The sequence below is a fragment of the Micromonospora sp. NPDC005197 genome (genome assembly GCF_040608295.1).
In the GTDB taxonomy this organism is placed as follows: Bacteria; Actinomycetota; Actinomycetes; order Mycobacteriales; family Micromonosporaceae; genus Micromonospora.
Window position 1 is genome coordinate 1 of sequence record NZ_JBEXHY010000051.1, and the last position, 25,942, is coordinate 25,942.

Genomic DNA, 25,942 nt, shown 5'->3' on the forward strand with positions numbered 1-25,942 from the left:
TTGTGGGGGTGGGGGGGTTGGGGCGCACTGTTTGGGGGGTGGGCGGGTGTGGTGGGGTTTTCCCGCGGCCCCGCCGCGGCGCGGTCAGTTGGGGTTGCTCGCGTGGGTCAGCGTCTCCCAGGCGACGAAGAGGTTGTTGGTGCCGGCGGGTCGCTGTTGCAGCGTGAGGGTCTGCGTGTTGGTCATGACGGTGCCCAGCCGGTTGCTCAGCGCGTTGAAGCCGACCTCGGTGACGGGGCCGAGGCCCCGGGTGAGGGTGCCGCCGCAGAGCCAGGAGGGTGCCGCCTCGCCGAGTTGGTAGCGCGAGTGCAGGCCGAGCGCCTGCCGCAGCCGCTCACCGACCTGCGGGTACAGGTCGCGGCCCTGGATGCCGGAAGTCTCCGCGACGTGCGAGATGGCGGAGATCCCGTACCCGGTGTGGACGAAGTCCCGGCAGGTCTCCTGCGCGAGGCCGGCGACGAAGGTGGACTGGCCCTGCCAGTAGCCGATGATCTCCGAGCTGGTGTCCAGGCCGCTGCCGGGCACGGTGTACGGCAACGCGCCGTCGCTGGGCAGGTAGATGAAGGCGCGGGTGCGGTTGAGGAAGCGGGTGACCGCCGCGTCGTAGGCGGCGCGGTCCTCCAGGAAGACGGCGATGCCGACGGCGGCCTCCATCATGGTCAGTTCCCAGTTCCCAGTTGCCGTTGCTGTTCGAGCCGTTGCGGACCACCGGCAGGTAGACGTTGCGCAGCATGGTGGCGAACCGGTTGGCGTTGGGCCAGCTCCCGTAGGTGTACTTGATGATCTCGGCGGCCCGGGGCCAGGTCGAGGCCGCCCAGCCGGTCTGCAGGGGTCCGTTGCTGCCGGTGTGCGAGGTGATCGTCGCCGACCAGGCGTCCATGATCTGGATCGCCTTCTGCGCGTACCGGGAGTCGCCGGTGAGGCACCAGGCGAGCGCGTGGGTGTACGCCGCGATCGCGTCCTCGCGCTCGTCCGTGCAGCCGTTGTTGGGGTTGGAGTAGGAGCCGCACTCGACGACGGCGCGGGGCGCCAGGAGTCGTACCCATTGATATCAATGTCTTCGCCGCGCCGGATGGGCTCACGGGTGCATGGCCGCGCCCTTGAGGACCTTGTCCACCACGGTGCGCGGCGCGTGCAGGGCCAGCCCCACCAGGTCGAGCTTCTCCCGGCCGACCGCCTGCACGGCGGCCCGGTTGTCCCGGTCGTTGCCGGTGGCGAACAGCTCGGACGTGAACACCGCGAGCCGCAGCCCGCGAGCGAGAGCCCGCGAGTGCGCGTTGGTCAGGGTCGCCCGGTCGCCGGCGAAGACCAGCACCGGCTGGCCGAACATCGGCAGGTACGGGGTGCCGTCCGCGTCGCGGTACTCCTCGCCCAGCAGCTCCGGCTCGGCGTGCGCGACGCCACTGACCAGAAAGGCGGTGACGTTGAGTCGCTGCCAGCCGACCAGGTCGTTGCGGAGCAGCACGGCGATCTTGGTGGGAAATCGGATCGGTTCGGTCATGGCGTCGAGCCTGCCGGTGCCGACACCCACCGGTCTTGTACGTTCTTAGCGTGGCCACCCGCCCGGCCGGCTCGCAGGTCAGCGCGTGGCGACCCGCCGTCGCCGGGGTCGCCGAGGTCTTCCACGCCCATTTCGTGGACCACGCGTACCCACGGCACGTCCACGACGTGTGGACGCTGCTGATCGTCGACGACGGCGCGGTCCGCTTCGACCTGGACCGGCACCGCCACGGCGCGCTGCGCACATCGGTCACCCTGCTGCCGCCGTACGTGCCGCACGACGGCCGGTCCGCCACACCGAACGGCTTCCGCAAACGGGTCCTGTACCTCGACACCTCGGCCCTCGCCCCCGACCTGGTCGGCCGGGCGGTGGACGAACCGGACCTGGCCGATCCGCGTCTGCGGGACCGGATCCACCACCTGCACCACGTGCTCGCCACGCCGGGTGAGGAGTTCGAGGCCGAGAGCCGACTCGCGCTCATCCTGGACCGGCTGCGCACGCAACTCCGCGGACGGGCGCCGGTCAGCACCGCGCCGGGGATGCCCGGCCTCGCCGACCGGCTACGTGAGCTGCTGGACGCCCGGACCGTCGACGGCGTCACACTGCGCGAGGCCGCCGAGCTGCTGCACGCCCACCCGACCCACCTGGTCCGGGCCTTCACACGCGCACACGGGCTGCCACCACACTCGTACCTGACCGGTCGCCGGGTCGAGCTGGCGCGTCGCCTGCTCCTCGCGGGTCAGCGCCCCGCCGAGGCCGCCACCGCCGCCGGGTTCTTCGACCAGGCGCACCTGAGCCGTCACTTCCGGCGTTTCCTGGGCGTCAGCCCGGCCCGCTACCCGGCGGCCCCCGGGCTCCGAGGCGCTGACCGCCGATGACCGCGAGCAGCCGCAGCTTCTCGTTGCTCTCCGAGCCGGGCACGGCGGTGAAGCTCGGCGGGGGTGTCGTGCATCCGGTCGAGGCTCAGAGCGCGAGGACGATGCGGCCGGCGGCGGTGCCGGAGCTCTGGCGTTCCCAGGCATCGGCGACCGAGTCGAACGGCACGATCTCGTGGTCGACGGTGAGCCGGCCGGCTGCGGCGTGCCCGGCCACCAGCGCCAGCGACGCCGCCCGATCGTCGGTCGACAGGCCGTTGTTGGTGTAGCCGACCATGCGCAGCGACCCGCCGCGCAGCACGGCCGACTCGATCGGCGCGGTCGCGTCGGCCGCGCTGCCCAGGTTGACCAGGCGGCCACCGGGGCGCAGCACCCGCAGCGCCGCCGCGGCCGGCACACCGAACACCGGATCGAGGACGAGGTCGACCGGGCCGTCGGCGCCGTCCCGCAGCCGCTCGGCCATCGACGCGACGTCGTCGTCGGGAAGCAGCGGGATCGCGACCGCCGCGCCGAGCTCCTCGGCACGGGACCGCGCCGCCGCCGAGCGGGCCACCGCGACGACCCGGCGGGCCCCGCCGAGCAGGGCCAGCTGGATGGCCGCCTGGCCGACCACACCACCGGCGCCGAGCACGACGACCTGGTTGCCGGCCGCCAGGCCACCGGCGTACGTCAGGGCGGCGTGCGCGGCGACGGCGGAGAGGCCCAGGGCCGCGAGCAGGGTCAGCGGTACGCCGGTCGGCAGCGTCACCACGTCGGCGGCGGGCACCGCGACAGTTGTCGCCATGCTGCCGTCCACCCCGGACCGCATCCCGGCCGACGTGCCGAACCAGACGGGCGTGCCGTCGACGAGACGGCCGACGCCCTGCACACCCGGCACGTACGGGGTGGCCGGCCTGCCGAAGTAGCTGGTGCCGCTGGCACAGAGCACGTCCAGCGGGGTGATCGGCACGGCCTCGACGGTGACCGTCAGCTCGCCGTCGGCCAGCTCGGGGGCCAGTCGCTCGACGACCGTCGGTGGGGCGCCGCAGGTGGTGAGCACTGCCGCGCGGATCACGTCGCGATGTCCGGGTAGGGCATCGAGAAGTGGGCCAGCCGCGCGCCGTACGACTTCTGGTACTCCAGCGGCTCGGTGTTGTCCCGCTCGAAGAGGGCGATGAAGAGCGTCAGGGTGAGGAACGGGTGCGCCCCCAACTCGAAGAGCTTCACGTGGTCGTGGGTGGCCAACGCCTCCCGCTCCGTGTCGTCGAAGCGCAGCCAGGTGCTCGCCTCGCCGGTGTGGCAGTTCAGCACCGTGTTGGCGCACTCGGCCTCCCACCAGGCGACCAGCTCGCGCGCCTCGCTGCGGTAGCGCTCAACCAGGTCGGGGTCCCGGTCGACCATGAACAGGAACTTGTTCAGCAGGTACTTGCTCACGCCGCTGCTCCGTTCGGGTACCAGGTGAAGTACGCCTCCATGGTGTGGAACAGGTCGAGGGTGTCGACGTAGTCGGCCTTCACGCCGGCGCCGGCCACACCCATCATCAGCATGAAGTCCATGAAGCCGTGGGTGGCGTTGCCGGGCGAGTGCAGGCTGTCCAGGGTGACCTCGCGTAGGCACCCGTCGAGGTCCCCGTTGGCGATCCACTCGACGGCCCGCCTGTCGAACTCCGGGTCCGGGCCGTGCGGGCCGAACTGCCGGGGGCCGCCCAGCTCCAGGGAGAGGTGACCGGTGCCGATGACGGCCACCCGCAGGTGCGACGGCCAGGACTCGACGATCTCCCGGATGGCCGCACCGAGCTGGACGAAGCGCTTCGGCTGCGGCAGCGGCGGAGCGAAGATGTTCGTGTAGATCGGCACGATCGGCAGGTCGGCCTCGGGCCGCAGCGTGATGATCGGGCAGGTGATGCTGTGGTCGATGCGCAGCTCGTTGCTGAACGCCAGGTCGAAACCGGAGTCCAGGCCCGCCCGCAGGATGTGCGCGGACAGGTCCTCCTGGCCGGTGAGCAGCATCCGCGGCAGCCCGAACTCGCGCTCCTCGTTGTACCAGTTGGCGTCGTAGAAGGGCGCCTTGCCGACCAGGAACTGCGGCATGTTGTCCAACCAGAGCTGGTGGAAGTGGTCGGAGCCGACCATCACCAGCACGTCGGGTCGGGCCCGGGTCAACGTCTCCCGGAAGGCCAGGATCTTGCGGGTCCACTCGTCGGCGAACGGTGGCCGGTCCTCGCCGGTCGCGGTGCTGGCCCGGTAGTAGAAGGGGTGGTGGGTGGAGGCGATGACCGCGACGATGGAGGCCATTCCCACTCCTTTCGGGGGCGGAAGAGGGGGAGTCAGGGTTCGTAGACGGCGTTGCGGTCCACGGTGCGGTAGATGTCCATGCCGAGCGGCCGTCGGCGCTCCTCGGCGAGGTGCCCGAGCAGCCCCGCCGCGCGGGCCAGCAGGGCGAAGCCGCGCAGCATCTCGACGGGGAGCCCGAGGTCGGCGAGCGCCGCGCCGCACACCCCGGCGCCGTTGAGCGGCAGGGTACGACCGAGCACCTGCGGGTGTACGCGGCCGATCGCCTCGAACAGCCGCAGGTGCTGGCCGTGCAGGCCCTCCTCGGTGGCGATCCGGATCAGCACGGGGGTGCGCGGGTCCTGGTCCTTGTGCACGGGGTGCCCGAGGCCGGGGACCAGCCGGCGCTCCCGCTTCGCCCGGGTGACGGCGTCGAGGGCCAGCGCGTCGTAGTCGGTCACGTCACCGGCCTGCGCGAGCGTGTCGGCGAGGAACCGTCCACAGTCCTCGGTGACGCCGAGGAAGCGGGAGCCGCCGCCGAGCAGCCCGGCGGCGAGCGCGCCCTGCAACGACTCGGGCGCGGACAGATACGTCAGTCGGGCGGCGATGGCCGTCGGGGTGAAGCCGTGGTCGGCGAGCGCCACCAGCACCGCCTCGAAGACCCGTACCTCACCGGGGGTGGGTCGGCGGCCGGCGACCAGCCAGTACGCCAGCTCGCCGAAGCCCACCGTGCCCATCAGGTCGGCGGCCAGGTCCTGCCCGAGCAGGGAGATGGTGGTCGGGTCGGAGGTGCCGATCCCGGTGGGGAAGCTCAGCTCTTCAGCCACGCGCGGATCTCCTCGCCGTGTTCGTCGAGCCCGGGCGGCGGCAGCTCGTACCGGGCCGGGGTGTCGGAGAAGGTGATCGGGTTGCGGACGCCGGGCACGGCGCCGACGGTGACGACCGGGTCGAGCCCAAGCTCCTCGGCGAGGGCCACGCCGCCGTCGATGGTGTTGATCGGCGCGCAGGGGACACCGGCGGCGAGCAGGTCCCGGAACCACTCGTCCTTGGTCCGCTTGGCGAGCCGTTCGACAAGCAGGGGCCGCAGCTCCTCCCGGTTGGCGGTGCGGTCCTGGTTGCGCCCGAAACGCCTGTCGTCCGGCAGGCCGGGCAGGTCGAGCACCTGGCAGAGCTTGCGGAACTGCCCGTCGTTGCCGGCGATGACGATGAGTTCGCCGTCGGCGGTGGGCAGTGGCTCGTACGGGAAGAGGCTGGGGTGCGCGTTGCCCATCCGGAACGGGACGGCGCCGCCGGCGACGTAGCCGCTGGAGTGATTGACCAGGCCGGACAGCGCCGAGCTGAGCAGGTTGACCTCGACGTGCTGTCCGCGTCCGGTCTCTCCACGATGGTGCAGCGCGGCGAGGATGCCGATGCTCGCGTGCAGCCCCGCCATCACGTCGAAGACCGAGATCCCGGCCCGGTATGGCGAGCCGTCCGGGTCGCCGGTGAGGCTCATCAGGCCGGAGATCGCCTGCACCATCAGGTCGTAGCCGGGGAAGTCCCGCCCGGCGCCGGTGCCGAAGCCGCTGATGCTCGCGTACACGATCTTCTCGTTGTTCGCGGTGACGGTGTCGTAGTCGAGGCCGAACCGGGCGAGGCCGCCGGGCCGGAAGTTCTCGATCAGCACGTCGGCGCGGCGGGCCAGCTCCTGGGCGGCGGCCAGGTCGTCCGGCTGTTTGAGGTCCAGGGCGACCGACCGCTTGTTGCGGTTGATGCCGAGGTAGTACGTCGAAACGCCGTCGCGGGTGGGTGGCATCCAGGTGCGGGTGTCGTCGCCGCCCGGGCTCTCCACTTTGATCACCTGTGCGCCCAGGTCCGCCAGGAGCATCGTCGCGTACGGCCCGGCGAGGATCCGGGAGAAGTCCGCGACGAGCAGGCCGGCCAGCGGCCCGGTCGATTGCTGCACCATGTTTCCGCCCGTTCTACGGACACCTGTCCGCCGAGTCAGCTTGCGGCACCACGCGAGCACTGTCAACGGGCAATTCATCGCGATGAAACACGCTCTTGACACGAATCGTGGCCGGGACCACACTTGCGCCACTCGGGCTGGCCGCACAGCGGACAACAGTCCGGAAAACTCGTACCCGGAGAGGAATGGGTGGCGATGAGCGCAACCGACCGGCCGGTGATCTTCCGCAACGGCCTGGTTCTCACCATGGACGACGCCCACACGGTGCTGCCCGGCGCCGACGTGCTGGTCGTCGGCGACCGGATCGCGGAGGTCGGCGTCGGTCTCACCGCGCCCGACGACGCCCTGGAGATCGACGCGACCGACGGCATCCTCATGCCGGGCATGGTCGACACCCACCGGCACATGTGGCAGACCGCCATGCGCGGGTACGGCGCCGACTGGACGCTGACGCAGTACTTCGTCTGGTACTACCTCGAATCCGGCAAGCTGTTCCGCCCCGAGGACGTGTACGCGGGAAACCTGCTCGGCGCCATCGAGGCGATCGACGCCGGCGTGACCACCACTGTCGACTGGTCACACGGCCTGCAGACGCCCGATCACGCGGACGCGGCCGTCGACGCCCTCGAAGCGGTGCCGGGCCGGTTCGTGCTGGCCTACGGCAACATCCAGCAGGGGCCGTGGGAGTGGGCCACCTCGCCGGAGTTCCGCGACTTCCACCGCCGGCGGATCGACGGCGGCAAGCTGGCCGGCTTCCAGATGGCGTTCGACGTCACCGGCGATCCCGCGTTCCCCGAGCGGGCCGCGTTCGAGGTGGCCCGGGAGTTGGGCGCCGCGGTGACCACGCACGCCGGCGTGTGGGGCGCCACCAACGACGACGGCATCCGGCTCATGCACGAGGGCGGCTTCATGACCCCGTCGACCGTGTACGTGCACGCGGCCACGCTCACCCACGACTCGTACAACCGGATCGCCGCGACCGGCGGCTCCGTCTCCGTCTCCACCGAGAGCGAGCAGAGCGCCGGGCAGGGGTACCCGCCCACCTGGCAGCTGCGCCACCACGACATTCCGGTGTCGCTGTCGATGGACACCAGCGTGTGGTGGAGCGGTGACCTCTTCTCGGCGATGCGGAGCACGCTCGGCGCCGACCGCTCCCGTGAGCACCTGGAGGCGCACGCCAAGCAGGACACGATCACCCACTGCCACCTGCGCGCCGAGCAGGTCGTCGAGTGGGCCACCCGGGGCGGCGCCCGTGCCCTCGGCATGGACTCCACGGTCGGCGCCTTGACCCCCGGCCGGCAGGCCGACATCGTTCTGATCAAGAACGACGCCTCCCCGGTGATGTTCCCGATCCTGAACCCGCACGGTCACGTCGTCTTCCAGGCCCAGCGCGGCGACGTGCACACCGTGCTGGTGGGTGGCCGGGTCGTGAAGCGGGACGGCCGCCTCGTCGGTGTCGACCTGGCCGCCGCGCGGGCCCGGGTGGCGGCGACCATCGACCACCTGCGCGAGACGATGGGGGAGGAGGCGTGGCAGCGTGGCATGAACCCGGACGTCCCGGAGACCGCCATCCTGGAGAACCCGTACCAGTACACCGAGTGGGACGCCGGCTCGGCCCAATGGAAGCATTAGGACATGAGTGACAACGGAAGGGGCGCCGGGCCCGACTTCATCGAGGCTCTCGCCCGTGGCCTCGACGTCCTGCGCTCCTTCCGTCCCGCCTGCCCGTCGATGACGCTCAGCGAGATCGCCGCCGCCACCGGCCTGGCCCGGCCCACCGTCCGACGCATCCTCATCACGCTCGAGTCGCTGGGCTACGTCCGCGCGGTCGGCCGTGGCCACGCCCTCACCCCGCGCGTCCTGGAGCTGGGGATGGCGTACGTCAACGCGCTGAACATGTGGGACGTGGCCCGCCCGCACATGGAGAAGCTCGTCGCGCAGACCAACGAGTCGACCTCGATGGCCCAGCTCGACGGCAGCGACATCGTCTACGTCGCCCGGGTGGCCGTCCCGAAGATCGTCACGCTCGGTGTCACCATCGGCACCCGCTTCCCCGCGCCCGCGACGTCGATGGGCAAGGTGCTGCTCGCGGCGCTGCCACCGGAGACCCTGGCCGCCGTACTCGCTGAGCCGACGCGCTCCGGCATCACGCCACGCTGGCAGCCCTCGCCCGGCGAACTCGACGCGGTGCTGCGGGAGGCTCGGGCGAAGGGCTGGGCACTCGCCGACCAGGACCTGGCCCCGGGAATCCGGTCCGTCGCCACCGGCGTGCGCGACGGCGACGGGCGGGTCGTCGCGGCGATCAACGTGACCGTGCACGCGGCCGAGACCTCACTGGAGACCCTGCGCGAGGAGCACCTTCCGAGGTTGCTCCGCGCGGCGGCCGACATCGGGCACGACTGGGCGCTGACCGCCGCCGTCCCGGTGGTCACCGCCTAGCTGCGCTTCGGGTGCCCATGAGCTCCGCGGATCGTCCGGGGCAACGCCGACACCAACAGATGCCATAGTGCCGGCGATGAAGGCAGACCTGCACAGCTACTTGAAGGGCGGCCGCGACTCGCTGCTGTGGAAGCTCGACGGGCTCGGCGAATACGACATTCGGCGGCCGTTGACCCCGACCGCGACCAACCTGCTCGGTCTGGTGAAGCACTCGGCGGCCATGGAGATCCTCTACTTCGGCGTCGTGTTCGGCCGACCGTTCGAGCAGGAGCTGCCGTACATCGGCGATGGTGCGGAGACCAATGCCGACATGTGGGCGAGCGCGGATGAGACCCGCGAGGAGATCGTCGAACTGTATCGCCGCGCGATCGTCCACGCCGACACCACCATTGACGCCCTTGCGCTGGACGAGGTCGGACGCGTGCCGTGGTGGGGCGACGCAGCGGTCACGTTGCACCACGTCCTGGTCCACGTCATCGCGGAAACCCAACGGCACGCCGGCCACGCCGACATCGTGCGCGAACTCATCGACGGCGCGGCCGGGCTGCTGCCCAGCAACGACAACCTGCCCACCGGGGACGAGTCATGGTGGCTGGACCACCGCCGGCGAGTGGAGCAGGCAGCCCTCGACGCCAGCAAACTCCCACCGATGCTGCCCTAGCCGGGCGGTGGGCGCCCTGGTCCGAGCGTTCCGGGATGATGGCGGACTGCCCCCGCGACCAATCGATCATGGTGACTGAAAGTGTCGTACACCCGTTCTAGTCTCGGGTCATGGTCGAGGAGTTGGCGCAGGCAGAGGACGCGATCGCAGCCCGCGCCGACGCCGCCGCCTGGGCTCTGCCCGAGCAGGAGTTGATCGCGGCGCTCGACGCCGCGCACCGCATTGAGCAGCGCCTCGCCGCCGTGACTCTCGCCCTGGTCCGTGAGCTCGACGGCCGCGGCACGGCCCGCACCCAGGGCGCGTCGTCCACCGCGGTGTGGCTGCGCGAACGGCTGCACCTCACCATCCCGGCCGCCCGCCGGCTCGTCGATCTCGCCGCCGCCCTCGACGCCGCACCGCCCGCCGTGCGGGACGCCCTCGCGGCCGGGACGGTCACCGCCGAGCAGGCCCGCGTCATCACCGACACGATTGGCGCGGCGGCGGCGTCGGCCGGCGCCGAGGCCGCCGACAAAGCCGTCGGTGTTCTGGTGCAGTGGGCCGGGCAGTTCGACCCCACCCTGCTGCGCAAACTCGGCACCCGCATCCTCGACCACGTCGCACCCGAGGCCGCCGACGCGGTCGCCGCCGCGGCACTCAAGGCCGAGACCGACCGGGCTGCGCGCGACCGGCACCTCACCATCTCCGAACGGACCGACGGACGACTGCGGCTCAGCGGCATCCTCGACACCGAAACCGCCGGCCTGCTGCGCGCCGCCATCGACCCGCTGACCGTGCCCACCGGCCCCGACGACGCACGCAACCCCGGCCAACGGCGGCATGACGCCCTGGCCGACGTGTGCCGCCTCGCCCTGCGCACCGGCGAACTACCCGACAACGGCGGCGACCCCGCCCAGATCGTCGTCACCACCAGCTACGACGGGTTGACCCGGCAGTTGGGCAGCGGTTCCCTCGACATCGGCCCGCAACTCACCCCCGAGACGGTGCGTCGGCTCGCCTGCGACGCCGCGATCCTCCCCGCCGTCCTCGGCAGCGCCAGCCAACCACTCGACGTGGGCCGACAACGCCGCCTCATCACCGGACCCCTACGCCGCGCACTCGTCCTGCGCGACCGAGGCTGCGCCTTCCCCGGCTGCGACCGACCACCACGCTGGTGCGACGCCCACCACATCCACCACTGGGCCGACGGCGGCACCACCACCCTCCACAACGCCGTCCTCCTCTGCGGCCACCACCACCGACACCTGCACCACACCGACTGGGTGGTGCGCCTCGGCGGCGACGGCCACCCCGAATTCGTACCACCCGCCTGGCTCGACCCCGACCAGATCCCCCGCCGCAACCAGTACCACCGACGAACGTAACCACCACCACCACCGATCACCCGGAAAAGCAGGCCGACCGAGTGACGCCGATCACGTTGGTCTCCATCGCCGTGCGTCCGACCGCGAGGTCGACCGTGGTGGGTTCCTGGGGCATTCCGCCGGTCACGCCGGCGTTGTTGACGAGCACGTCGAGGCCGCGAGTGTGACGACGGTCAGCCCAACGACCTGATTGCCAGCCCCACGACCTGGTCGCCACCGCGACGACCGGCTGTAAATCCACGGCCATTCGGATGCGCGGCCGGGCGGTCACGAATCCGGCGGCAAATCGTCACCACCGGCGGTTAGTCTTCCTGCGCGCGTCGTCGTCCTGGCACGCCGCGCCCCGCGCCTGGTCGGCGCGGCTTCGCCGCCACCGCCCACCAATGGCCGGCTCAATCGACTTCAGGAGAATTTGTGACACAGCAATCCGTCGCGACATCGGACAAACTCGACGCCGCGGTGCTCAAGGTGGCCGGCGTCGTCGTCCTCGGCGCGATCATGTCGATCCTCGACGTGACGGTGGTCAGCGTGGCGCTGCCCACATTCCAGAACGAGTTCGACGCGTCCTACGCCCGCGTCGCGTGGACGATGACCGGCTACACCCTCGCCCTGGCCACCGTGATCCCGCTCAGTGGCTGGGCCGCCGACCGGTTCGGCACCAAACGGCTCTACATGGTGGCGCTGGCGCTGTTCACGATCGGGTCGGGGCTCTGCGCCACCGCCGACTCGATCGGCGAGCTGATCGGCTACCGCGTGCTGCAGGGCCTCGGCGGTGGCATGCTCATGCCGCTGGGCATGACCATCATGACCCGCGCGGCCGGGCCCCACCGGATCGGCCGGCTGATGGCCGTCCTCGGCATTCCGATGCTGCTCGGGCCGATCGGCGGCCCGATCCTCGGCGGCTGGCTGATCGACACCGCGAGCTGGCACTGGATCTTCCTGATCAACCTGCCGATCGGTGTCGTCGCGCTGATCTACGCACAGTTCGCGCTTCCGAAGGACGCGCCCGAGCCCTCCGAGTCCTTCGACTTCGTCGGCATGCTGATGCTCTCGCCGGGTCTCGCGCTGTTCCTCTACGGCGTCTCGTCGCTGCCGGAGGCGGGCACCTTCGCCGAGGCCAAGGTGTGGGCGCCGATGCTGGTCGGCGGCGCGCTGGTGGTGGCGTTCGTGCTCTACTCGTTCAAGCCCCGGCACCCGCTGCTCGATCTGCGGCTGTTCCGCAACCGCAGCCTGACCATCGCCTCGGTGACGCTGTTCGTGTTCATCATCGCGTTCATGGGCGCCGGCCTGCTGTTCCCGAGCTACTTCCTGCAGGTGCGCGGTGAGTCGACGCTGGCCGCCGGCCTGCTGATGGCCCCGCAGGGCATCGGCGCGATGCTCACCATGCCGATCGCGGGCACGCTTGCCGACCGGGTGCCGATCGGCCGTACCGTTCCGTTCGCGTTGGCGCTCATCGTCGTCGGGTTCTTCAGCTTCACCCAGGTCGACCCGCAGACCTCGTACTGGCTGCTCGGCGGGTCGCTGTTCGTGATGGGTCTGGGCATGGGCGGCACGATGATGCCGATCATGACGTCGGCGCTGCGGACGTTGCAGGCGCAGGAGGTGGCCCGCGGCTCGACGCTGGTCAACATCCTCCAGCAGATCGGCGGCTCGGTCGGCGCCGCCGTCATGTCGGTGATCCTCACCAACGAGCTCAACGGATCCCGGCCGATCCCCGGACTGGTGGACGAGAGCGGCAAGCCGATCACCGAGGCCGGGCTGGCCATCGCCTCCCAGCAGCGGCCGGAGCTGCTGCAGCAGATGCCGGTGGACCCGTCGATCATCGAGCGCGGGCTCGACTTCGCCGCGAAGTCGTTCGCCACCACGTTTTGGGTCGCGTTCGCGCTTGTCGTGCTCACGTTCATCCCGGCCGCGCTGCTGCCGCGCCGGCGTCAGCCGGCGCAGCTCGACGACCCGCAGGGCGAGCAGGTCAAGACGCCCGTCGTCATCCACTGACCGACCCGCCGCGCTCAGCGTCCCTTCCGGATGCTGAGCGCGGCGGGTACGGCGTCAGCGCAGTGGACCGTCGCCGGGTCCGTCCGGGTCCTCGACCAGGTGGATCGCCGCTTCCTCCGCGCTGGCGGCGCCCGTGTCGATCCCGTCCCAGGCGACCGAGTCGGCCTCGTCGTCCTCGCGGACGCCGGGCAGGATGAGGGGGTGGACATCGAACCGGTCGACCACTCACCCCGGCAGGTGTTCCCCTGGTCGATGCTGCGGCAGCGCTGGGAGGATCTCACCTTTCTGCACTGGGCCGTCGACCCGGCACTCGTCGCGCCGCTGCTGCCCGCCGGCACTCGTCCGGACACGCTGGACGGTGTGAGCTACGTCGGCCTGATCGGCTTCCGGATGGTCGGGCTGGGCTTCGGTCGCGGCCCGGGGGTGCCGTACTTCGGCACCTTCGCCGAGACGAACGTCCGGCTCTACTCGGTCGACGACACCGGTCGACGGGCCGTCGTGTTCCGCTCGCTCGACGCGTCCCGACTGGTGCCGGTGCTGGTGGCACGGGCGACGCTGCGTCTGCCATACCTCTGGTCGTCGATGCGGCTGGACCGCGACGGCGACCGACTCACCTACCGGTGCCGGCGTCGCTGGCCCGGCCCGGCGGGTACGACGAGCCGGATGGCGGTCCGGGTGGGGGAGCCGATCGCCGACCCCGCCCCCCTGGACCATTTCCTCACCGCCCGGTGGGGGCTGAACACCCGGGCGTACGGTCGCACGCTGCACCTGCCGAACTGGCATCCCCGCTGGCCGCTGCACCGCGCCGAGCTCCTGCACCTGGACGACGGGCTGGTCGCCGCCGCCGGGCTGCCGGCGCCGGTCGGACCGCCGGTCAGCGTGCTCTACTCGCCCGGTGTCGGGGTGCGGTTCGGCCCGCCGGTGACGCTCCGGCGGCCCGGCTGAGCGCCGGGCCGCCGGACGCTCAGTAGCGACCGCCCTCGGGGGCGGGCAGCGCGTCGAGGTCGGCCAGTTCCTCGGCGCCGAGCTGCACGTCGCCGGCCGCGCAGTTGTCCACCAGGTACTTCGGCGTCTTGGTGCCGGGGATCGGGATGACCCGGTCGCCCTGGGCGATCACCCACGCGAGCGCGACCTGCGCGGGAGTGACGCCGGCCCGGTCGGCGATCTCCCGGACCCGGGCGACGATGGCCAGGTTGGCCCGCAGCGCGTCCTGCTGAAAGCGCGGCAGGCCGCGTCGGAAGTCGTCGGCCGGCAGATCGTCGAACGACGAGAACCGGCCGGTCAGGAAACCCCGGCCCAGCGGGGAGAACGGCAGGAAGGCGATGCCGTGCGCGACGCAGTACGGCAGAACCTCGGCCAGCGGGTCCCGGGTCCACAGGGACAGCTCGGACTGCACCGACGCCACCGGGTGCACGGCCTGGGCCCGCGCGATCTGGTCCACCGTCACCTCGGACAGGCCGATCTGACGGGCCTTGCCCGCCGCGACGACCTCGGCCATCGCGCCCCAGGACTCCTCGATGGGCACCTCAGGGTCGACGCGGTGCAGCTGGTACAGGTCGACATGGTCGGTGTTGAGGCGGCGCAGGCTGTCGTCGATGGCCGTGCGGATGTGCTCCGGCCGGCCGTTGTTGCCGATCTTCGGTGAGTTGCCGGGGCCTCCGGTCAGGGACGTGGCCACCAGCCCGACCTTGGTCGCCAGGACGGCCCGCTCCCGGTGGCCGTCGGCAAGCGCCCGGCCGACCAGCTCCTCGTTGGTGTACGGCCCGTATACGTCGGACGTGTCGATCAGCGTGGCGCCCAGGTCCAGCGCCTGCCGGATCACCGAGATCGAGGTGTCGTCGTCGCGGGGGCCGGTGATGTCGTATCCGTGGCTCATGCCCATGCACCCGAGACCGATGACGCCGACCTCGGGCCCTGCACTGCCCAGCGTGGTGGTTCTCATGGGCACCACGCTACGACCGTCCTCCGCCTGCCGCCCGGCGGCATCCAGCGGCGGTCCAACCAGGCTCATGGCGGCTTCGAACACCTCTTCCAGTGGTACGGCAGCGGCGACGTCGAGACGCCGACGGCCAACCCCGAGATGACGTTCCGGACGTCCGCCGCGAGCGCGCGCCACCTGCGGGACCTCACCGAACGAACCGGCGCGCTTGTCGTCGGCCGGCGGCTGTTCGACATGACCGGCGGGTGGGGCGGCCGGCACCCGATGGACGTACCCGTCGTGGTCGTCACGCACACCGTGCCGCAGGGCTGGGAGCCGGAGAATGACTCGTTCGTCTTCGTCACCGACGGCATCGCCAGCGCCATCAACCGCGCGAAGGCGCTCGCCGGTGACAAGGAGGTCGGCGTCAACGGCGGCACCATCGCGGCCCAGGTCGTCGAGGCCGGCCTGCTCGACGAGGTGCACGTCGACCTCGTCCCGGTCGTGCTCGGCGCCGGCATACCGCTGTTCGCCGGCCTGACGATCGCGCCGCTGCAACTCGACGGCCCCTTCCGCGTCGTCGAGGGCGACGGCGTCACGCACCTGGCCTACCGGGTACGCCCGGCGGCCTGACCGCCTCGGGACCGGGCGTCGTGGAGCGAGGAGGTGGACCGCGTACCGAGCGCGCCGCCGCAGTGGGCGCGGGGGGTGACCATCGGGGCGACCTAGAATCGACGAGTCTCACTGCTTTTGGCGGTGTGGGCTGGGGGCGACCACGAAGGGCGGTGCGCACGATGGGACCGGACGAGCGGCGACGGTTGTTCGAGCAGGCGCGGGAGCGTTCGGCGCGACAGGGCACCTGGGCGGAGGCGGACCGGTTGTGGGTCCGGGTGATCGAGGCGTACCGGGAGGCTGTGCGCGGTCCGGGTGGGGTCCGCGAGGACCAGCAGCAGTTGGCCCGGGCGCTGTGGCGGCACAGCATGCTGCTCTCGGCGCGCGGCAGGGCCGCCGACGGGATGGCGCCCGGCGGCGAGGCGGTGGTCGTCTTCGAGCGGGTGTACGACGCCGTGGCGGCCGAGGGCGGGAACGTGGCGGCCGCACCCCGGGACGACGCCCTCGCCGAGCTGATCACCGCACTGGTGGACCTGGCCGAGGTCTCGTTCGCCGCCGGTCAGCCCGCCACGCGCAGGGACCTGCTGGAACGGGCCGTGACGGTGGGTCTGACCTCCGCCGGATCTCCGCCGTCCGCCGGGCCCCGCACCCGGGAGGCGATGGGCACGGCCTACCACAACCAGGCGACGGCGCTGCTGCACCGGCACCTCACGCGGCCCTCGTCGGGCGACGGTGCCCAGGAGGCGGCGCTGGCGGCGTCGCGGGCCTGCGAGCTGCGCCAGGGGCTGCTCGACCTGGCGCGTCCGCTGACCTTCTAGGAGATGGCCAACACCTACGGGGTGTACGCCCAGTGCCTGGTCCTGATCGGCGACCTCGACCGGGCGGCCATGGTGCTGGCGATGGGCAACCGCTTCGTGGAGACGCTGGGCCCGGCCGCCGCGGAGCCCGCCCAGAAGCTGCGGGTCGCCGCCGAGATGCTGGCCCGGGAGAAGGGTGGGTCGGGGCACGCGACCGGTTCGCGCCGTTGGGGCTGGCGGCGGGGTTGACCTGCCGAGCGGCGGGCATCGCGTCCCGTCTTGCCGGACATCGTCGTTGATCGATACTGTGCGTGAAGGCGCCGCCCCGCCTCAGACCATCACCGTCGAAGAGAAGCGGGTTCCGCATGCGCACACTGAGACTTGTCACGTCGCTGGCCGTCGCCGGCCTGCTCGCCGGCGCGGTGGCGATGATCGCCACGCCGGCCAGCGCGGCAACTGTCGTGTTCTCCGTGACCAACAACTGGGGCAGTGGCTATCAGGGCCAGGTCACGGTCACCAACGACACCTCCGCGCCGATCAGCAGTTGGCGGGTCGAGTTCGACCTGCCGGCCGGGTCGAGCATCAGCCAGTCGTGGAACGCCCAGCAGGCGACCTCGGGCAACCACTACACCTTCAGCAACGTGTCGTGGAATGGCACCCTCGGGGCCGGCGCCTCGACGTCGTTCGGCTTCCTCGTCAACGGCTCCGGCACTCCGGTGAACTGCACCGTCAACGGCAACAGCGTGTCCTGCACCGGCGGCACCCCGCCCACGACCCGGCCGCCCACCACCCCGCCGCCCACCACCCCGCCACCGACCACTCCGCCGCCCACGACCCCGCCACCGACCACTCCGCCGCCGACGACCGGCACACCCGTGCAGCGGTACGGGCAGCTGCGGGTCTGCGGCACCACGATGTGCGACAAGTTCGGCGCGCGGGTGCAGCTGCGCGGCGTCAGCAGCATGTGGCTCAACTGGGAGACCGCTCCCTACGCCGAGAACCTGTCCGCGCTGACCTGGATGCGCGACAACTGGAACCTCCAGGTGATCCGCGCGGCGATGGGCGTGGAGCCGGCCGGGGCGTACCTCAGCGATCCGGGCAGGGCGCGGGCGCAGGTGGAGACGATCATCAACAACGCGGTCACCGCCGGGGTGTACGTGATCGTCGACTGGCACGCGCACGAGGCGCAGAACAACCAGTCCCAGGCGGTGGCGTTCTTCGGTGACCTGGCACGTCGCTACGGTCACCTGCCCAACGTGATCTGGGAGACGTGGAACGAGCCGCTGCAGTTCAGCTGGACCGGCGTCATCAAGCCGTACCACCAGGCGGTCGTGTCCGCGATCCGCGCCGCGGATCCGGACAACATCGTCGTGCTCGGGACGCCGACCTGGTCGCAGGACGTGGACGCCGCGGCGGCCAGCCCCGTCTCCGGCACCAACCTCATGTACACGCTGCACTTCTACTCGTGCACCCACGGCGGGTCACTGCGCGCCAAGGGCGACGCGGCGATCCGGGCCGGCCTGGCGCTGTTCGTCACCGAGTGGGGCGCCAGCAACGCCGACGGCGGCCTCGACGGCCGGGCCTGCCTGCCTGAGGCGCAGTCCTGGATCGACTGGATGAAGGCGAACAACATCTCCTGGACCGCCTGGAAGCTCGACGTCGGCACCGACACCACCAACCTGCTCAGCCCCGGCGCGCCGGTGACCGGCGGGTGGAACAACTACCTGCACGGCCACGCGCCGTTCGTGGTCGCCAACATGAGGTGACCCGGCCGCGCGCTTGATCAACTCCAGATCGCCGATGTCGGGGTATCCGGGCCAGTGGGATGCCCCGACATCGCCGATCCCGTGTCGATCACGGGACCAGGTGTCCGAAGAGGATCAGCGGCGCCCCTCGTCGGTGCGCGGCCACGGGGCAGAACGGCGCGTCACCTTAACGCGCCGGAAACGCCCCCGGTACCAAACCTGGGAACGCTCGTCGGACAGTCGAGACCACCGAGACGCGAACCGGGGTGACCATGGTCGACAACACCACGAACGCGGCGACGTTCGACGGGCCGGTGGGCCGGTCCGGCAACGGTCGGGCCGTGCCCACGTCCCGTCCCGCCCCGGCGATGGCGGTGCACGACGACCCGGCCGACCTCGCCACCATCGGCGTGGAGGAGGAGTTCCACGTCGTCGACCTGCACACCCGGGAGCTGGTGCCCCGGGCCGGGGAGCTGCTCGACCGGCTGCCGGCCACGTCGTTCACCGCCGAGCTGCACCGCAGCGTGGTGGAGACCAACACCGCGGTCTGCCGCACCCTGGATGAGATCCGCGCCGAGCTGACCCGGCTGCGCCAGTCGGCGGTCCAGGTCGCCGACCGGGCCGGCCTGGGCATCGTGGCGGCCGGCACGGTGCCGCTGCGCGCCGACGGCGACCCGAGCGTCACCCCCACCTCGCGCTACCGACGGATGCTCGACGAGTACCAGATGCTCGCCCGGGAGCAGTTGATCTGCGGCGCGCAGGTGCACGTCGGGGTCTCCGACCGGGACCTGGCGGTGGCCGTCACCCGGCGGGTGCAGCCGTGGCTGCCGGTGCTGCTCGCCCTGTCCACCAGCTCGCCGTACTGGATGGGTCAGGACAGCGGCTACGCAAGCGTCCGCTCGCTGGTCTGGCAGCGCTGGCCCACGGCCGGTGACCCGGGCGAGGTGACCAGCGCGGCCGACCACGAGGCCCTCGTAGCCGAGCTGATCTCCTCGGAGACCATCACCGACCCCGCGATGATCTACTTCGACGTTCGGCCGTCGGCGCACGTGCCCACCGTGGAGCTGCGCATCACCGACGCCAACGCCGACGTGGAGACCATCGTCCTGCTCACCGGGCTGTTCCGGGCGCTGGTGCGCCGGGAGGTCGCCGCCCTGCGCGCCGGAGTCGAGCGCACCGCCGTCCGGCCGCCGGTGCTGCGCGCCGCCGTGTGGCGGGCCGCCCGCTCCGGGCTGGAAGGCGACCTGCTCGACCTGCCTCGCTCGGCCCGGCCGGTGCCGGCCGCCGAGGCGGTCGGCCGCTTGGTGACCGACCTGCGCCCGCAGTTGGAGGCAACCGGTGACTGGGAGCAGGTCCGCGAGCTGACCCGGTACGCGCTGGAGCGCGGCAGCTCCGCGGCGCGGCAGCGGCGGGCGTACGAGCGGCGGGGCCGGTTGGCCGACGTGGTCGACCTGCTGCTCGACGAGACGCGGGGCCGGGTGCGTACGCCCCTGCCCGGAGTGCCGCCACCGCCCGCGCTGTCCGCGTACGCCGATGCGGGTGACGAGGTCTTCGGCCCGGACGGGCCGGAGCCGACGTTCCGTCCGCTGCTCGCCGCCCTGCGCACCCTCGGCGCCGCTGGCCTGCGCCAACGCGAGCACGACCGGGACGAGGAGCAGCGCGCCCGGGGCGTGACGTTCAGCGTGGCCGGTGAGGCCAGCACCCGGCTCTTCCCGGTCGACCTGGTGCCCCGGGTCGTGCCCGCCGACGACTGGCGGGCGCTGCGGACCGGCCTGGTGCAGCGCGCCCGCGCGCTCGACGCGTTCCTGCGCGACGTGTACGCCGACCGGGCGGTGGTCGCCGACGGGGTCGTCCCGGCCTGGGTGGTGGAGTCCTCGCCGGGGCTGCGCCCGACCGGTGCGCTGATGGGCCGGCGTGGCGCGCGGGCCCAGGTGTCCGGAACCGATCTCGTCCGCGACCCGGCCGGCGGCTGGTACGTGCTGGAGGACAACCTCCGGGTGCCCTCGGGCATCGGCTACGCCGTGCAGAACCGCCGGCTCACTAGGGCGGTGCTGCCCGAGCTGCCGGTGCCCGATGACCTGCTGCCCGCCGACGAGACACCCGCGATGCTGCACCGGGCGCTGCTCGCCGCCGCTCCCGCCGCCGCCGACGACCCCGCCGTGGTGGTGCTCAGCAGCGGTCCGGGCGACCCGGCCTGGTTCGAGCACCGGCTCCTCGCCGACGAGATGGGCGTGCCGCTGACCGAGAGCGGCGACCTGCTGGTGTCCGACGGCCGCGTTCACCTGGTCCGAGAGGGCCGCCGCAGCCAGGTCGACGTGCTCTACCTGCGGATGGACGAGGACGCGTTGCTGCACGCCCCGGGCGCCGACGGCGTGCCGCTGGGCTGGCCGCTGCTGGCCGCGGTGCACGCCGGGCGGCTCACGCTGGCCAACGCGCTGGGCAACGGCGTCGGCGACGACAAGGCGCTGTACGCGTACGTGCCCCGGCTCATCGAGTACTACCTGGGGGAGAAGGCGCTGCTCGGCGACGTGCCGACGTACCTGTGCGGGCTGCCCGAGCAGCGCGCCGAGGTGCTGGGCCGGCTCGACGAGCTGGTGCTCAAGCCGGTCGACGGGTACGGCGGGGACCGCGTGGTGATCGGCCCGCGTGCCGAGGCCGAGGAGCTGGACGCCGTCCGGGAGCAGATCCTCGCCGCGCCGCACCGGTGGATCGCCCAGGAGGTGGTCGCGCTCACCACCCACCCGGTCTTCGACGGTACGGCTCTCGCGCCTCGCCACGTTGACCTGCGGGCGTTCGTGTTCCTCGGCGAGACTGCGGAGGTGGCCCCGGTGGCGCTGACCCGGGTCGCGCCGGCCGGAAGCATGATCGTCAATTCCTCGCGGGGAGGTGGCTCGAAGGACACCTGGCTCCTCGACGGAGCCGGGGAGCCCCCGGTGTAACCCACGCTTGATGCGGATGTCATCGGGACGCAACCGGGTCCACCAAGCCTGGACCGGTCAGCGGCCCGAGCGAACCGAGCCGATGAGAGGTGTGTGCCATGTGCGGTATCGGAGGCGAGTTCCGCCTCGACGGGGCGCCACCGGATCAGGCGGCGCTGGAACGGATGCTCCCGGTCCTGTCCTCCCGGGGCCCGGACGGCGAGGGGCGGTGGCAGCACGGCCCGGCGGCGCTGGTGCACCGCCGGCTGCGCATCATCGATCTGTCCGACGCCGGCGCCCAGCCGATGGTCGATCCCGAACTGGGCCTCGCCATGGTCTTCAACGGCTGCATCTACAACTACCGGGAGCTGCGCGACGAGCTGACCGCCGCCGGCTACTCCTTCCGGTCCACCTCGGACACGGAGGTGATCCTCAAGGCGTACCACCGGTGGGGGACGGCCTGCGTCGAGCGGTTCTACGGGATGTTCGCGTTCGCCCTGGTCGAGCTGGCCACGAACACCCTGGTGCTGGCGCGCGACCGGCTCGGCATCAAGCCCCTCTACCTGGCCGAGACGCCGGGCCGGATCCGCTTCGCGTCGACCCTGCCGGCGCTGCTCGCCGCCGGTGACGTGGACACCGATCTCGACCCGGTGGCGCTGCACCACTACATGAGCTTCCACTCGGTGGTGCCACCACCGCGCACCATCCTGGCCGGCGTCCGCAAGCTGCCCCCGGCCACCGTGCGGGTGATCACCGGCGACGGCCGCAGCACCGACACCGTCTACTGGCGGCCGGAGTTCACCCGCGCCGCCGCGCCGGCCATGTCCCCCGACGAGTGGCAGGAACGGATCATGGCGGCGCTGCGCACCGCCGTACGCCGGCGGATGGTCGCCGACGTGCCGGTCGGCGTGCTGCTCTCCGGCGGCCTGGACTCCAGCCTGATCGTCGCCCTGCTCGCCGAGCAGGGCCAGACTGGCCTCGCCACCTTCAGCATCGGCTTCGAGGCGGCGGCGGGGGAGAGCGGCGACGAGTTCCACTACTCCGACCTGGTGGCCCGCGAGTACGACACCGACCACCACCAGATCCGCATCGGCGCGGCCCGGTTCGTGCCGGGAGTGCACGAGGCCATCGCGGCGATGAGCGAGCCGATGGTCAGCCACGACTGCGTGGCGTTCCACCTGCTCTCCGAGGAGGTCTCGCAGCGGATCACTGTGGTGCAGTCCGGGCAGGGCGCCGACGAGATCTTCGCCGGCTACGACTGGTACCCGCCAATGGCCAACGTGGCCCGCGCGGACGCCGTCGAGGCGTACGCCCGGGTGTTCTTCGACCGTCGCCACGACGCGCTCGCCGGGCACCTGGCGCCCGAGTGGATGCTCGACCGCGACGCGAGCCTGGAGTTCGTCACCGCCCACTTCGGCGCGCCCGGGGCGGACACCGCGCTCGACGCGGCGCTGCGCCAGGACAGCCTGGTGATGCTTGTCGACGACCCGGTCAAGCGGGTCGACAACATGACGATGGCGTGGGGGCTGGAGGCCCGGGTGCCGTTCCTCGACCACGAGGTGGTCGAGCTGGCCGCCGCCTGCCCACCGGCGCTCAAGCTGGCCCAGGGTGGCAAGGGCGTGCTCAAGGCCGCGAGCCGGGGCATCGTGCCCGACGCGGTGATCGACCGGCCGAAGGGCTACTTCCCGGTGCCCGCCATCCGGCACCTGTCCGGCCCGCTGCTCGACGACGTCCGTGACGCGCTGACCGCGCGGCCGGCGCGCGAGCGCGGCCTGTTCCGCAAGGACTACCTGGAGGAGTTGCTGGACGCGCCGAACGCCCGGCGGACCACGTTGGGCTCCAACGCGCTCTGGCAGCTCGGGCTGCTGGAGCTCTGGTTGCAGCGGATCGGGGTTTAGATGAGCGTACGGATCGAGGTGCCGCGGCGGGTCCGACCCGTGCGCCACCGGCCGGCGGTGACCCTGCCCCCCGGCGAGGACTTCGCGCCCGCTCCGTCGCCGGACGGCCGACGGGTGGCGTACCTGTCCGACCGGGCCGGAATCCCGGCCGTCTGGGTCCGCGACGTCGACGCGGCCGAGGCCGTCGCGCTGCCCAGCGGCGACGAACCGGTCCTGGCGGTGAGCTGGTCCCCGGACGGGCAGTGGCTGGCCTGCGTCGTCGCGCCCGGCGGCGCACCCCGCACCGAGCTGTGGGTGCTGCGCCCGGACGGCACGCAGCGCCGCCAGGTCGCCGGGTTCGGCCGCCGCAGCGCAGCCCTGTCGGGTTGGCTGCCCGACGGCGCGCTGCTGGCGGTCACCGAGACCGCCGAGCGGGGTGCCGCCGTGCTGGTCGACGCCGGCACTGGGCACCGGCGGGTGCTCGCCGAGGGCGACCTGCTCACCCTCCTGGACGTCAGCCCGGACGGCGGGTCCGCCCTGCTGCGTCGCGGTCCGCGTAACGCCCGCTGGCTGGAGCTGCTGGACGTGGCCACCGGCGACCGGGTACGGCTGCTGCCGGACACCGGCCGGGGCAGCACCGACCAGGGCTGCTTCGGCCCCGACGGGACGAGCGTGCTGGCGCGTACCGACGCGTTCTCGGAGCTGGCCGCGCTGGTGCGCGTCGACCTCGCGCGACCGACGCTGGCCCCGACGCGGCTCGCGGCGCGTCCGGACGCCGAGCTGGAGCACGTCGCGCTCTGCGCCGACCGGCGACGTGCCGCGCTGTTGTGGAACACCTACGGCGGGCGCAGCGAGCTGAGCCTGCTGGACCTCGCCAGCGGCGTGCAGCGGGCCGTCGCCGCCCCGGGTGAGGTGCTCGACGGCGCCGTCTTCGCCGCCGACGGCGACCTGCTCTGCGTCACCGCGCAGGGGCCGGTGCAGCCCCGGGAGATCTGGCTGGTCGATCCGGTGACCGGCACGCCCCGCCCGCTGCGGCCGGACACCGGCGCCGCGCGTACGGGCGACAGCGGTGTCGCCCCGCAGCTTGTCGACCTGCGCGCCCGCGATGGGTTGCCGCTGTCCGGCTGGCTCTACCGCCCGCCCGGTCCGGGCCCCTGGCCGACCGCGATCAGCCTGCACGGTGGCCCGGAGGCGCAGGAGCGTCCCGGCTACAACCCGCTGTTCCAGGCCCTCGTCGCGCAGGGCGTCGCGGTGTTCGCGCCCAACGTGCGCGGCTCGTCGGGTTTCGGCCGCACCTTCGTCGCCGCGGACAACCTCGCGGGCCGCTACGGGGCCATCGCCGACGTGGCGGCGTGCGCCGACCACCTGCTCGACAGCGGTGTCGCGATCCCGGGCCGGCTCGGCTGCCTGGGCCGCTCCTACGGCGGCTACCTGGTCCTGGCGGTGCTGGTGAACTTCCCGGGGTTGTTCGCCGCGGGTGTGGCCGAGTGCGGCATCTCGGACTTCCGTACGTTCTACGCCGGCACCGAACCGTGGATCGCCGCCGCCGCCGTCAGCAAGTACGGCGACCCGGTGCGCGACGCCGACCTGCTGCGGGACCTGTCGCCGATGACCCACATCGACCAGCTCGACGTGCCGGTGCTGCTCATCCACGGCGCCAACGACACCAACGTGCCGGCCGGCGAGTCGGCGCAGGTGGCGCGGGCCCTCGCCGCGCGGGACGTCCCGCACGGGCACCTCGTGCTCACCGGCGAGGGGCACGACTTCCTGGCCCGCGACAACGCCGAGACGGCGCGTACGGCCACCACCGCCTGGCTCACCCGGCACCTCGCCGCGACGCCGGCCACCCTCGGCTGAGGCGTTATCCTGCGCCGGTGGACGTCACGGAGCAGGGTGAGCGGCTGGCCGCCGACCTGAGCCGATGGCTGACCGACGTGACCTTCGTCGACCTGGACACCGACGAGGTGACCGCGCGGATCATCGACGCGGTGGTGGGGTGGGGTCAGGCGCACCGCTGGCGGGTCTACCGGCGTGCGCCCAGCGTCGTACCGCTGCCACCGCCGATGCAGCAGCGACACTCCGTCCTCGACGTGGCGTGCGCCCGACCGGACGGCCCGCCGGTGGTGATCGAGGTCGACCACACCGACCGGGCGCGTACGGTGCAGAAGCTGACCGCCGAGGCCGACGCCGGCCGGATCCCGATCTGGGTGCGCTGGGGCGTCGGCCGCTTCACCGCGCCGCCACCGCCGGTGCGGATGGTGACCGTCGAGGTGACCCGCCGCGCCGGGCCGGCCGGGCGCGGACGCCTGCACAGCCGCACCGGCGACCGGCCCGCGCCGGCGCACTCGCCCGGCGGCGGCACGGCGGCCCCGCAGGCGCTGCCGATCCCGCTGACCGACCCGGGTAAGGGCATCTGAAGCGAATCGTAAGCGGAGGCCTGCAGTGTTCCGGGTGTCAGCAGAACACGACAGACACCCAGGAGATTCCGATGCGCAAGCTCATCAACTCGACCTACCTCACCCTCGACGGCGTCATCGAGAACCCGGTGTGGACCGGCCCGTACTTCGACGAGGAGTCCATCGTCGTAGCCGGCGAGCTGACCGACGGGGCGGACGCGATGCTGATGGGCCGGGCCACCTACGACGGCATGTCCGTCGCCTGGCCGCAGCAGGACGAGAGCGACCCGATGACCGGGGCCGCCTACTTCAACAACGTCAAGAAGTACGTCGCCTCGACCACCCTCACCAATCCCACCTGGAACAACACGGAGGTGCTCCAGGGCGACCTGGTCGAGGCGGTCACAGCGCTCAAGGCCCAGGACGGCAAGAACATCATCCAGTACGGCTTCGGCTCGGTCACCGCCCAACTGATCACCGCGGGCCTGGTGGACGAGGTCCGCTTCTGGATCCACCCGGTGCTGCAGGGCACGCCAAGCCTGACGGTGCCGCTGACGGACTTCACGGCCTCGTTCGACCTCGTCGACACCCGGGTGCACAAGAGCGGCGTGATCGTCGCCTCGTACCGGCCGAAGTCGGCGAGCTGAGCG

The 25,942-nt window shown here is 72.1% G+C and carries 26 protein-coding genes and 1 pseudogene; 16 read left to right on the forward strand and 11 right to left on the reverse strand.

Features of this window, described 5'->3' with window-relative positions:
- Nucleotides 1-84 precede the first annotated feature (84 nt).
- The 3 genes and pseudogenes from ABZU46_RS18035 to ABZU46_RS18045 form a co-directional block, all read right to left on the reverse strand.
- On the reverse strand, nucleotides 85-657 hold the full coding sequence (locus ABZU46_RS18035; RefSeq protein ID WP_354859092.1) for a hypothetical protein: 573 nt from the start codon (nucleotides 655-657) through the stop codon (nucleotides 85-87).
- 151 nt (nucleotides 658-808) lie between these two features.
- Nucleotides 809-1,033 (reverse strand): annotated as a pseudogene (locus ABZU46_RS18040) (alginate lyase family protein); the annotation flags it as partial.
- 45 nt (nucleotides 1,034-1,078) lie between these two features.
- Nucleotides 1,079-1,501, reverse strand: coding sequence for a DUF2000 domain-containing protein (locus ABZU46_RS18045; RefSeq protein WP_354859095.1), 423 nt, complete (start codon nucleotides 1,499-1,501; stop codon nucleotides 1,079-1,081).
- Between the two features lie 50 nt (nucleotides 1,502-1,551).
- Here ABZU46_RS18045 and ABZU46_RS18050 point away from each other — a divergent pair, with 50 nt between their 5' ends.
- On the forward strand, nucleotides 1,552-2,379 hold the full coding sequence (locus ABZU46_RS18050; protein WP_354859098.1) for an AraC family transcriptional regulator: 828 nt from the start codon (nucleotides 1,552-1,554) through the stop codon (nucleotides 2,377-2,379).
- 85 nt (nucleotides 2,380-2,464) lie between these two features.
- On the opposite strand, the gene ABZU46_RS18055 is transcribed toward ABZU46_RS18050, so the two are convergent.
- Genes ABZU46_RS18055 through ABZU46_RS18075 form a run of 5 tightly spaced genes read right to left on the reverse strand, consistent with a single transcriptional unit; the run spans nucleotide 2,465 to nucleotide 6,573 of the window.
- Nucleotides 2,465-3,430, reverse strand: a complete 966-nt coding sequence (locus tag ABZU46_RS18055) for a zinc-binding alcohol dehydrogenase family protein (RefSeq protein ID WP_354859101.1) — start codon at nucleotides 3,428-3,430, stop codon at nucleotides 2,465-2,467.
- Nucleotides 3,427-3,789 carry a hypothetical protein gene (locus tag ABZU46_RS18060; RefSeq protein ID WP_354859104.1) on the reverse strand — a complete coding sequence of 121 codons (363 nt, stop codon included), beginning with the start codon at nucleotides 3,787-3,789 and terminating at the stop codon, nucleotides 3,427-3,429. Before ABZU46_RS18060 ends, ABZU46_RS18055 begins: the two co-directional genes overlap by 4 nt.
- Complete coding sequence (locus ABZU46_RS18065) at nucleotides 3,786-4,649, reverse strand: extradiol ring-cleavage dioxygenase (RefSeq protein ID WP_139583672.1); 864 nt, start codon at nucleotides 4,647-4,649, stop codon at nucleotides 3,786-3,788. The genes ABZU46_RS18060 and ABZU46_RS18065 overlap by 4 nt, the downstream gene beginning before the upstream one ends.
- Before the next feature lie 32 nt (nucleotides 4,650-4,681).
- Nucleotides 4,682-5,452, reverse strand: coding sequence for a citryl-CoA lyase (locus ABZU46_RS18070; RefSeq protein ID WP_354859107.1), 771 nt, complete (start codon nucleotides 5,450-5,452; stop codon nucleotides 4,682-4,684).
- Nucleotides 5,437-6,573 carry a CoA transferase gene (locus ABZU46_RS18075; protein WP_354859109.1) on the reverse strand — a complete coding sequence of 379 codons (1,137 nt, stop codon included), beginning with the start codon at nucleotides 6,571-6,573 and terminating at the stop codon, nucleotides 5,437-5,439. The genes ABZU46_RS18070 and ABZU46_RS18075 overlap by 16 nt, the downstream gene beginning before the upstream one ends.
- Nucleotides 6,574-6,768: 195 nt before the next feature.
- Here ABZU46_RS18075 and ABZU46_RS18080 point away from each other — a divergent pair, with 195 nt between their 5' ends.
- From ABZU46_RS18080 to ABZU46_RS18095, 4 genes are all read left to right on the forward strand, one after another.
- Nucleotides 6,769-8,205, forward strand: coding sequence for an amidohydrolase family protein (locus ABZU46_RS18080; RefSeq protein ID WP_354859111.1), 1,437 nt, complete (start codon nucleotides 6,769-6,771; stop codon nucleotides 8,203-8,205).
- Between the two features lie 3 nt (nucleotides 8,206-8,208).
- The gene (locus ABZU46_RS18085) at nucleotides 8,209-9,012 is read left to right on the forward strand and encodes an IclR family transcriptional regulator C-terminal domain-containing protein (protein WP_354859114.1); all 804 of its coding nucleotides are present in this window, start codon (nucleotides 8,209-8,211) and stop codon (nucleotides 9,010-9,012) included.
- 76 nt (nucleotides 9,013-9,088) lie between these two features.
- A complete protein-coding gene (locus ABZU46_RS18090; RefSeq protein ID WP_354859169.1) occupies nucleotides 9,089-9,673 on the forward strand; it encodes a DinB family protein in 585 nt (194 codons plus the stop codon).
- Between the two features lie 110 nt (nucleotides 9,674-9,783).
- Nucleotides 9,784-11,034, forward strand: coding sequence for a DUF222 domain-containing protein (locus ABZU46_RS18095; RefSeq protein ID WP_354859116.1), 1,251 nt, complete (start codon nucleotides 9,784-9,786; stop codon nucleotides 11,032-11,034).
- A gap of 16 nt (nucleotides 11,035-11,050) precedes the next feature.
- On the opposite strand, the gene ABZU46_RS18100 is transcribed toward ABZU46_RS18095, so the two are convergent.
- On the reverse strand, nucleotides 11,051-11,305 hold the full coding sequence (locus tag ABZU46_RS18100) for a hypothetical protein (protein ID WP_354859119.1): 255 nt from the start codon (nucleotides 11,303-11,305) through the stop codon (nucleotides 11,051-11,053).
- Nucleotides 11,306-11,448: 143 nt separating this feature from the next.
- Here ABZU46_RS18100 and ABZU46_RS18105 point away from each other — a divergent pair, with 143 nt between their 5' ends.
- On the forward strand, nucleotides 11,449-13,029 hold the full coding sequence (locus tag ABZU46_RS18105; RefSeq protein ID WP_354859121.1) for a DHA2 family efflux MFS transporter permease subunit: 1,581 nt from the start codon (nucleotides 11,449-11,451) through the stop codon (nucleotides 13,027-13,029).
- Between the two features lie 54 nt (nucleotides 13,030-13,083).
- On the opposite strand, the gene ABZU46_RS18110 is transcribed toward ABZU46_RS18105, so the two are convergent.
- The gene (locus ABZU46_RS18110) at nucleotides 13,084-13,254 is read right to left on the reverse strand and encodes a DUF5709 domain-containing protein (RefSeq protein WP_354859124.1); all 171 of its coding nucleotides are present in this window, start codon (nucleotides 13,252-13,254) and stop codon (nucleotides 13,084-13,086) included.
- Here ABZU46_RS18110 and ABZU46_RS18115 point away from each other — a divergent pair.
- Nucleotides 13,231-13,974 carry a DUF2071 domain-containing protein gene (locus tag ABZU46_RS18115; protein WP_354859126.1) on the forward strand — a complete coding sequence of 248 codons (744 nt, stop codon included), beginning with the start codon at nucleotides 13,231-13,233 and terminating at the stop codon, nucleotides 13,972-13,974. The genes ABZU46_RS18110 and ABZU46_RS18115 overlap by 24 nt on opposite strands.
- Before the next feature lie 19 nt (nucleotides 13,975-13,993).
- Here the strand turns inward: ABZU46_RS18115 and ABZU46_RS18120 are convergent, their stop codons facing one another.
- On the reverse strand, nucleotides 13,994-14,971 hold the full coding sequence (locus tag ABZU46_RS18120) for an aldo/keto reductase (protein WP_354859129.1): 978 nt from the start codon (nucleotides 14,969-14,971) through the stop codon (nucleotides 13,994-13,996).
- Between ABZU46_RS18120 and ABZU46_RS18125 the strand changes: the two genes are divergently transcribed.
- The 9 genes from ABZU46_RS18125 to ABZU46_RS18165 all read left to right on the forward strand — a co-directional run bounded on the left by ABZU46_RS18125 (nucleotide 14,897) and on the right by ABZU46_RS18165 (nucleotide 25,939).
- A complete protein-coding gene (locus tag ABZU46_RS18125; RefSeq protein WP_354859132.1) occupies nucleotides 14,897-15,580 on the forward strand; it encodes a dihydrofolate reductase family protein in 684 nt (227 codons plus the stop codon). The two genes, ABZU46_RS18120 and ABZU46_RS18125, sit on opposite strands and share 75 nt — an antisense overlap.
- A 161-nt stretch (nucleotides 15,581-15,741) precedes the next feature.
- The gene (locus ABZU46_RS18130) at nucleotides 15,742-16,377 is read left to right on the forward strand and encodes a hypothetical protein (protein ID WP_354859135.1); all 636 of its coding nucleotides are present in this window, start codon (nucleotides 15,742-15,744) and stop codon (nucleotides 16,375-16,377) included.
- Nucleotides 16,378-16,380: 3 nt separating this feature from the next.
- Entirely contained in the window at nucleotides 16,381-16,605 is a 225-nt protein-coding gene (locus ABZU46_RS18135) for a hypothetical protein (protein ID WP_354859137.1), read from the forward strand.
- A gap of 116 nt (nucleotides 16,606-16,721) precedes the next feature.
- On the forward strand, nucleotides 16,722-18,122 hold the full coding sequence (locus ABZU46_RS18140; RefSeq protein ID WP_354859139.1) for a cellulase family glycosylhydrolase: 1,401 nt from the start codon (nucleotides 16,722-16,724) through the stop codon (nucleotides 18,120-18,122).
- A gap of 251 nt (nucleotides 18,123-18,373) precedes the next feature.
- On the forward strand, nucleotides 18,374-21,040 hold the full coding sequence (locus tag ABZU46_RS18145) for a carboxylate--amine ligase/circularly permuted type 2 ATP-grasp protein (protein ID WP_354859172.1): 2,667 nt from the start codon (nucleotides 18,374-18,376) through the stop codon (nucleotides 21,038-21,040).
- A gap of 98 nt (nucleotides 21,041-21,138) precedes the next feature.
- Nucleotides 21,139-22,917, forward strand: coding sequence for an N-acetylglutaminylglutamine amidotransferase (locus ABZU46_RS18150; protein ID WP_354859142.1), 1,779 nt, complete (start codon nucleotides 21,139-21,141; stop codon nucleotides 22,915-22,917).
- Nucleotides 22,918-24,753: a prolyl oligopeptidase family serine peptidase gene (locus ABZU46_RS18155; RefSeq protein WP_354859143.1), complete on the forward strand. Its 1,836-nt coding sequence runs from the start codon at nucleotides 22,918-22,920 to the stop codon at nucleotides 24,751-24,753. It begins immediately after the preceding gene.
- 17 nt (nucleotides 24,754-24,770) lie between these two features.
- Nucleotides 24,771-25,313, forward strand: coding sequence for a hypothetical protein (locus ABZU46_RS18160; RefSeq protein WP_354859146.1), 543 nt, complete (start codon nucleotides 24,771-24,773; stop codon nucleotides 25,311-25,313).
- A 71-nt stretch (nucleotides 25,314-25,384) separates the two neighbouring features.
- Nucleotides 25,385-25,939 (forward strand): dihydrofolate reductase family protein, encoded by a 555-nt coding sequence (locus tag ABZU46_RS18165; RefSeq protein ID WP_354859149.1) that lies wholly within the window; start codon nucleotides 25,385-25,387, stop codon nucleotides 25,937-25,939.
- Nucleotides 25,940-25,942: the final 3 nt, after the last annotated feature.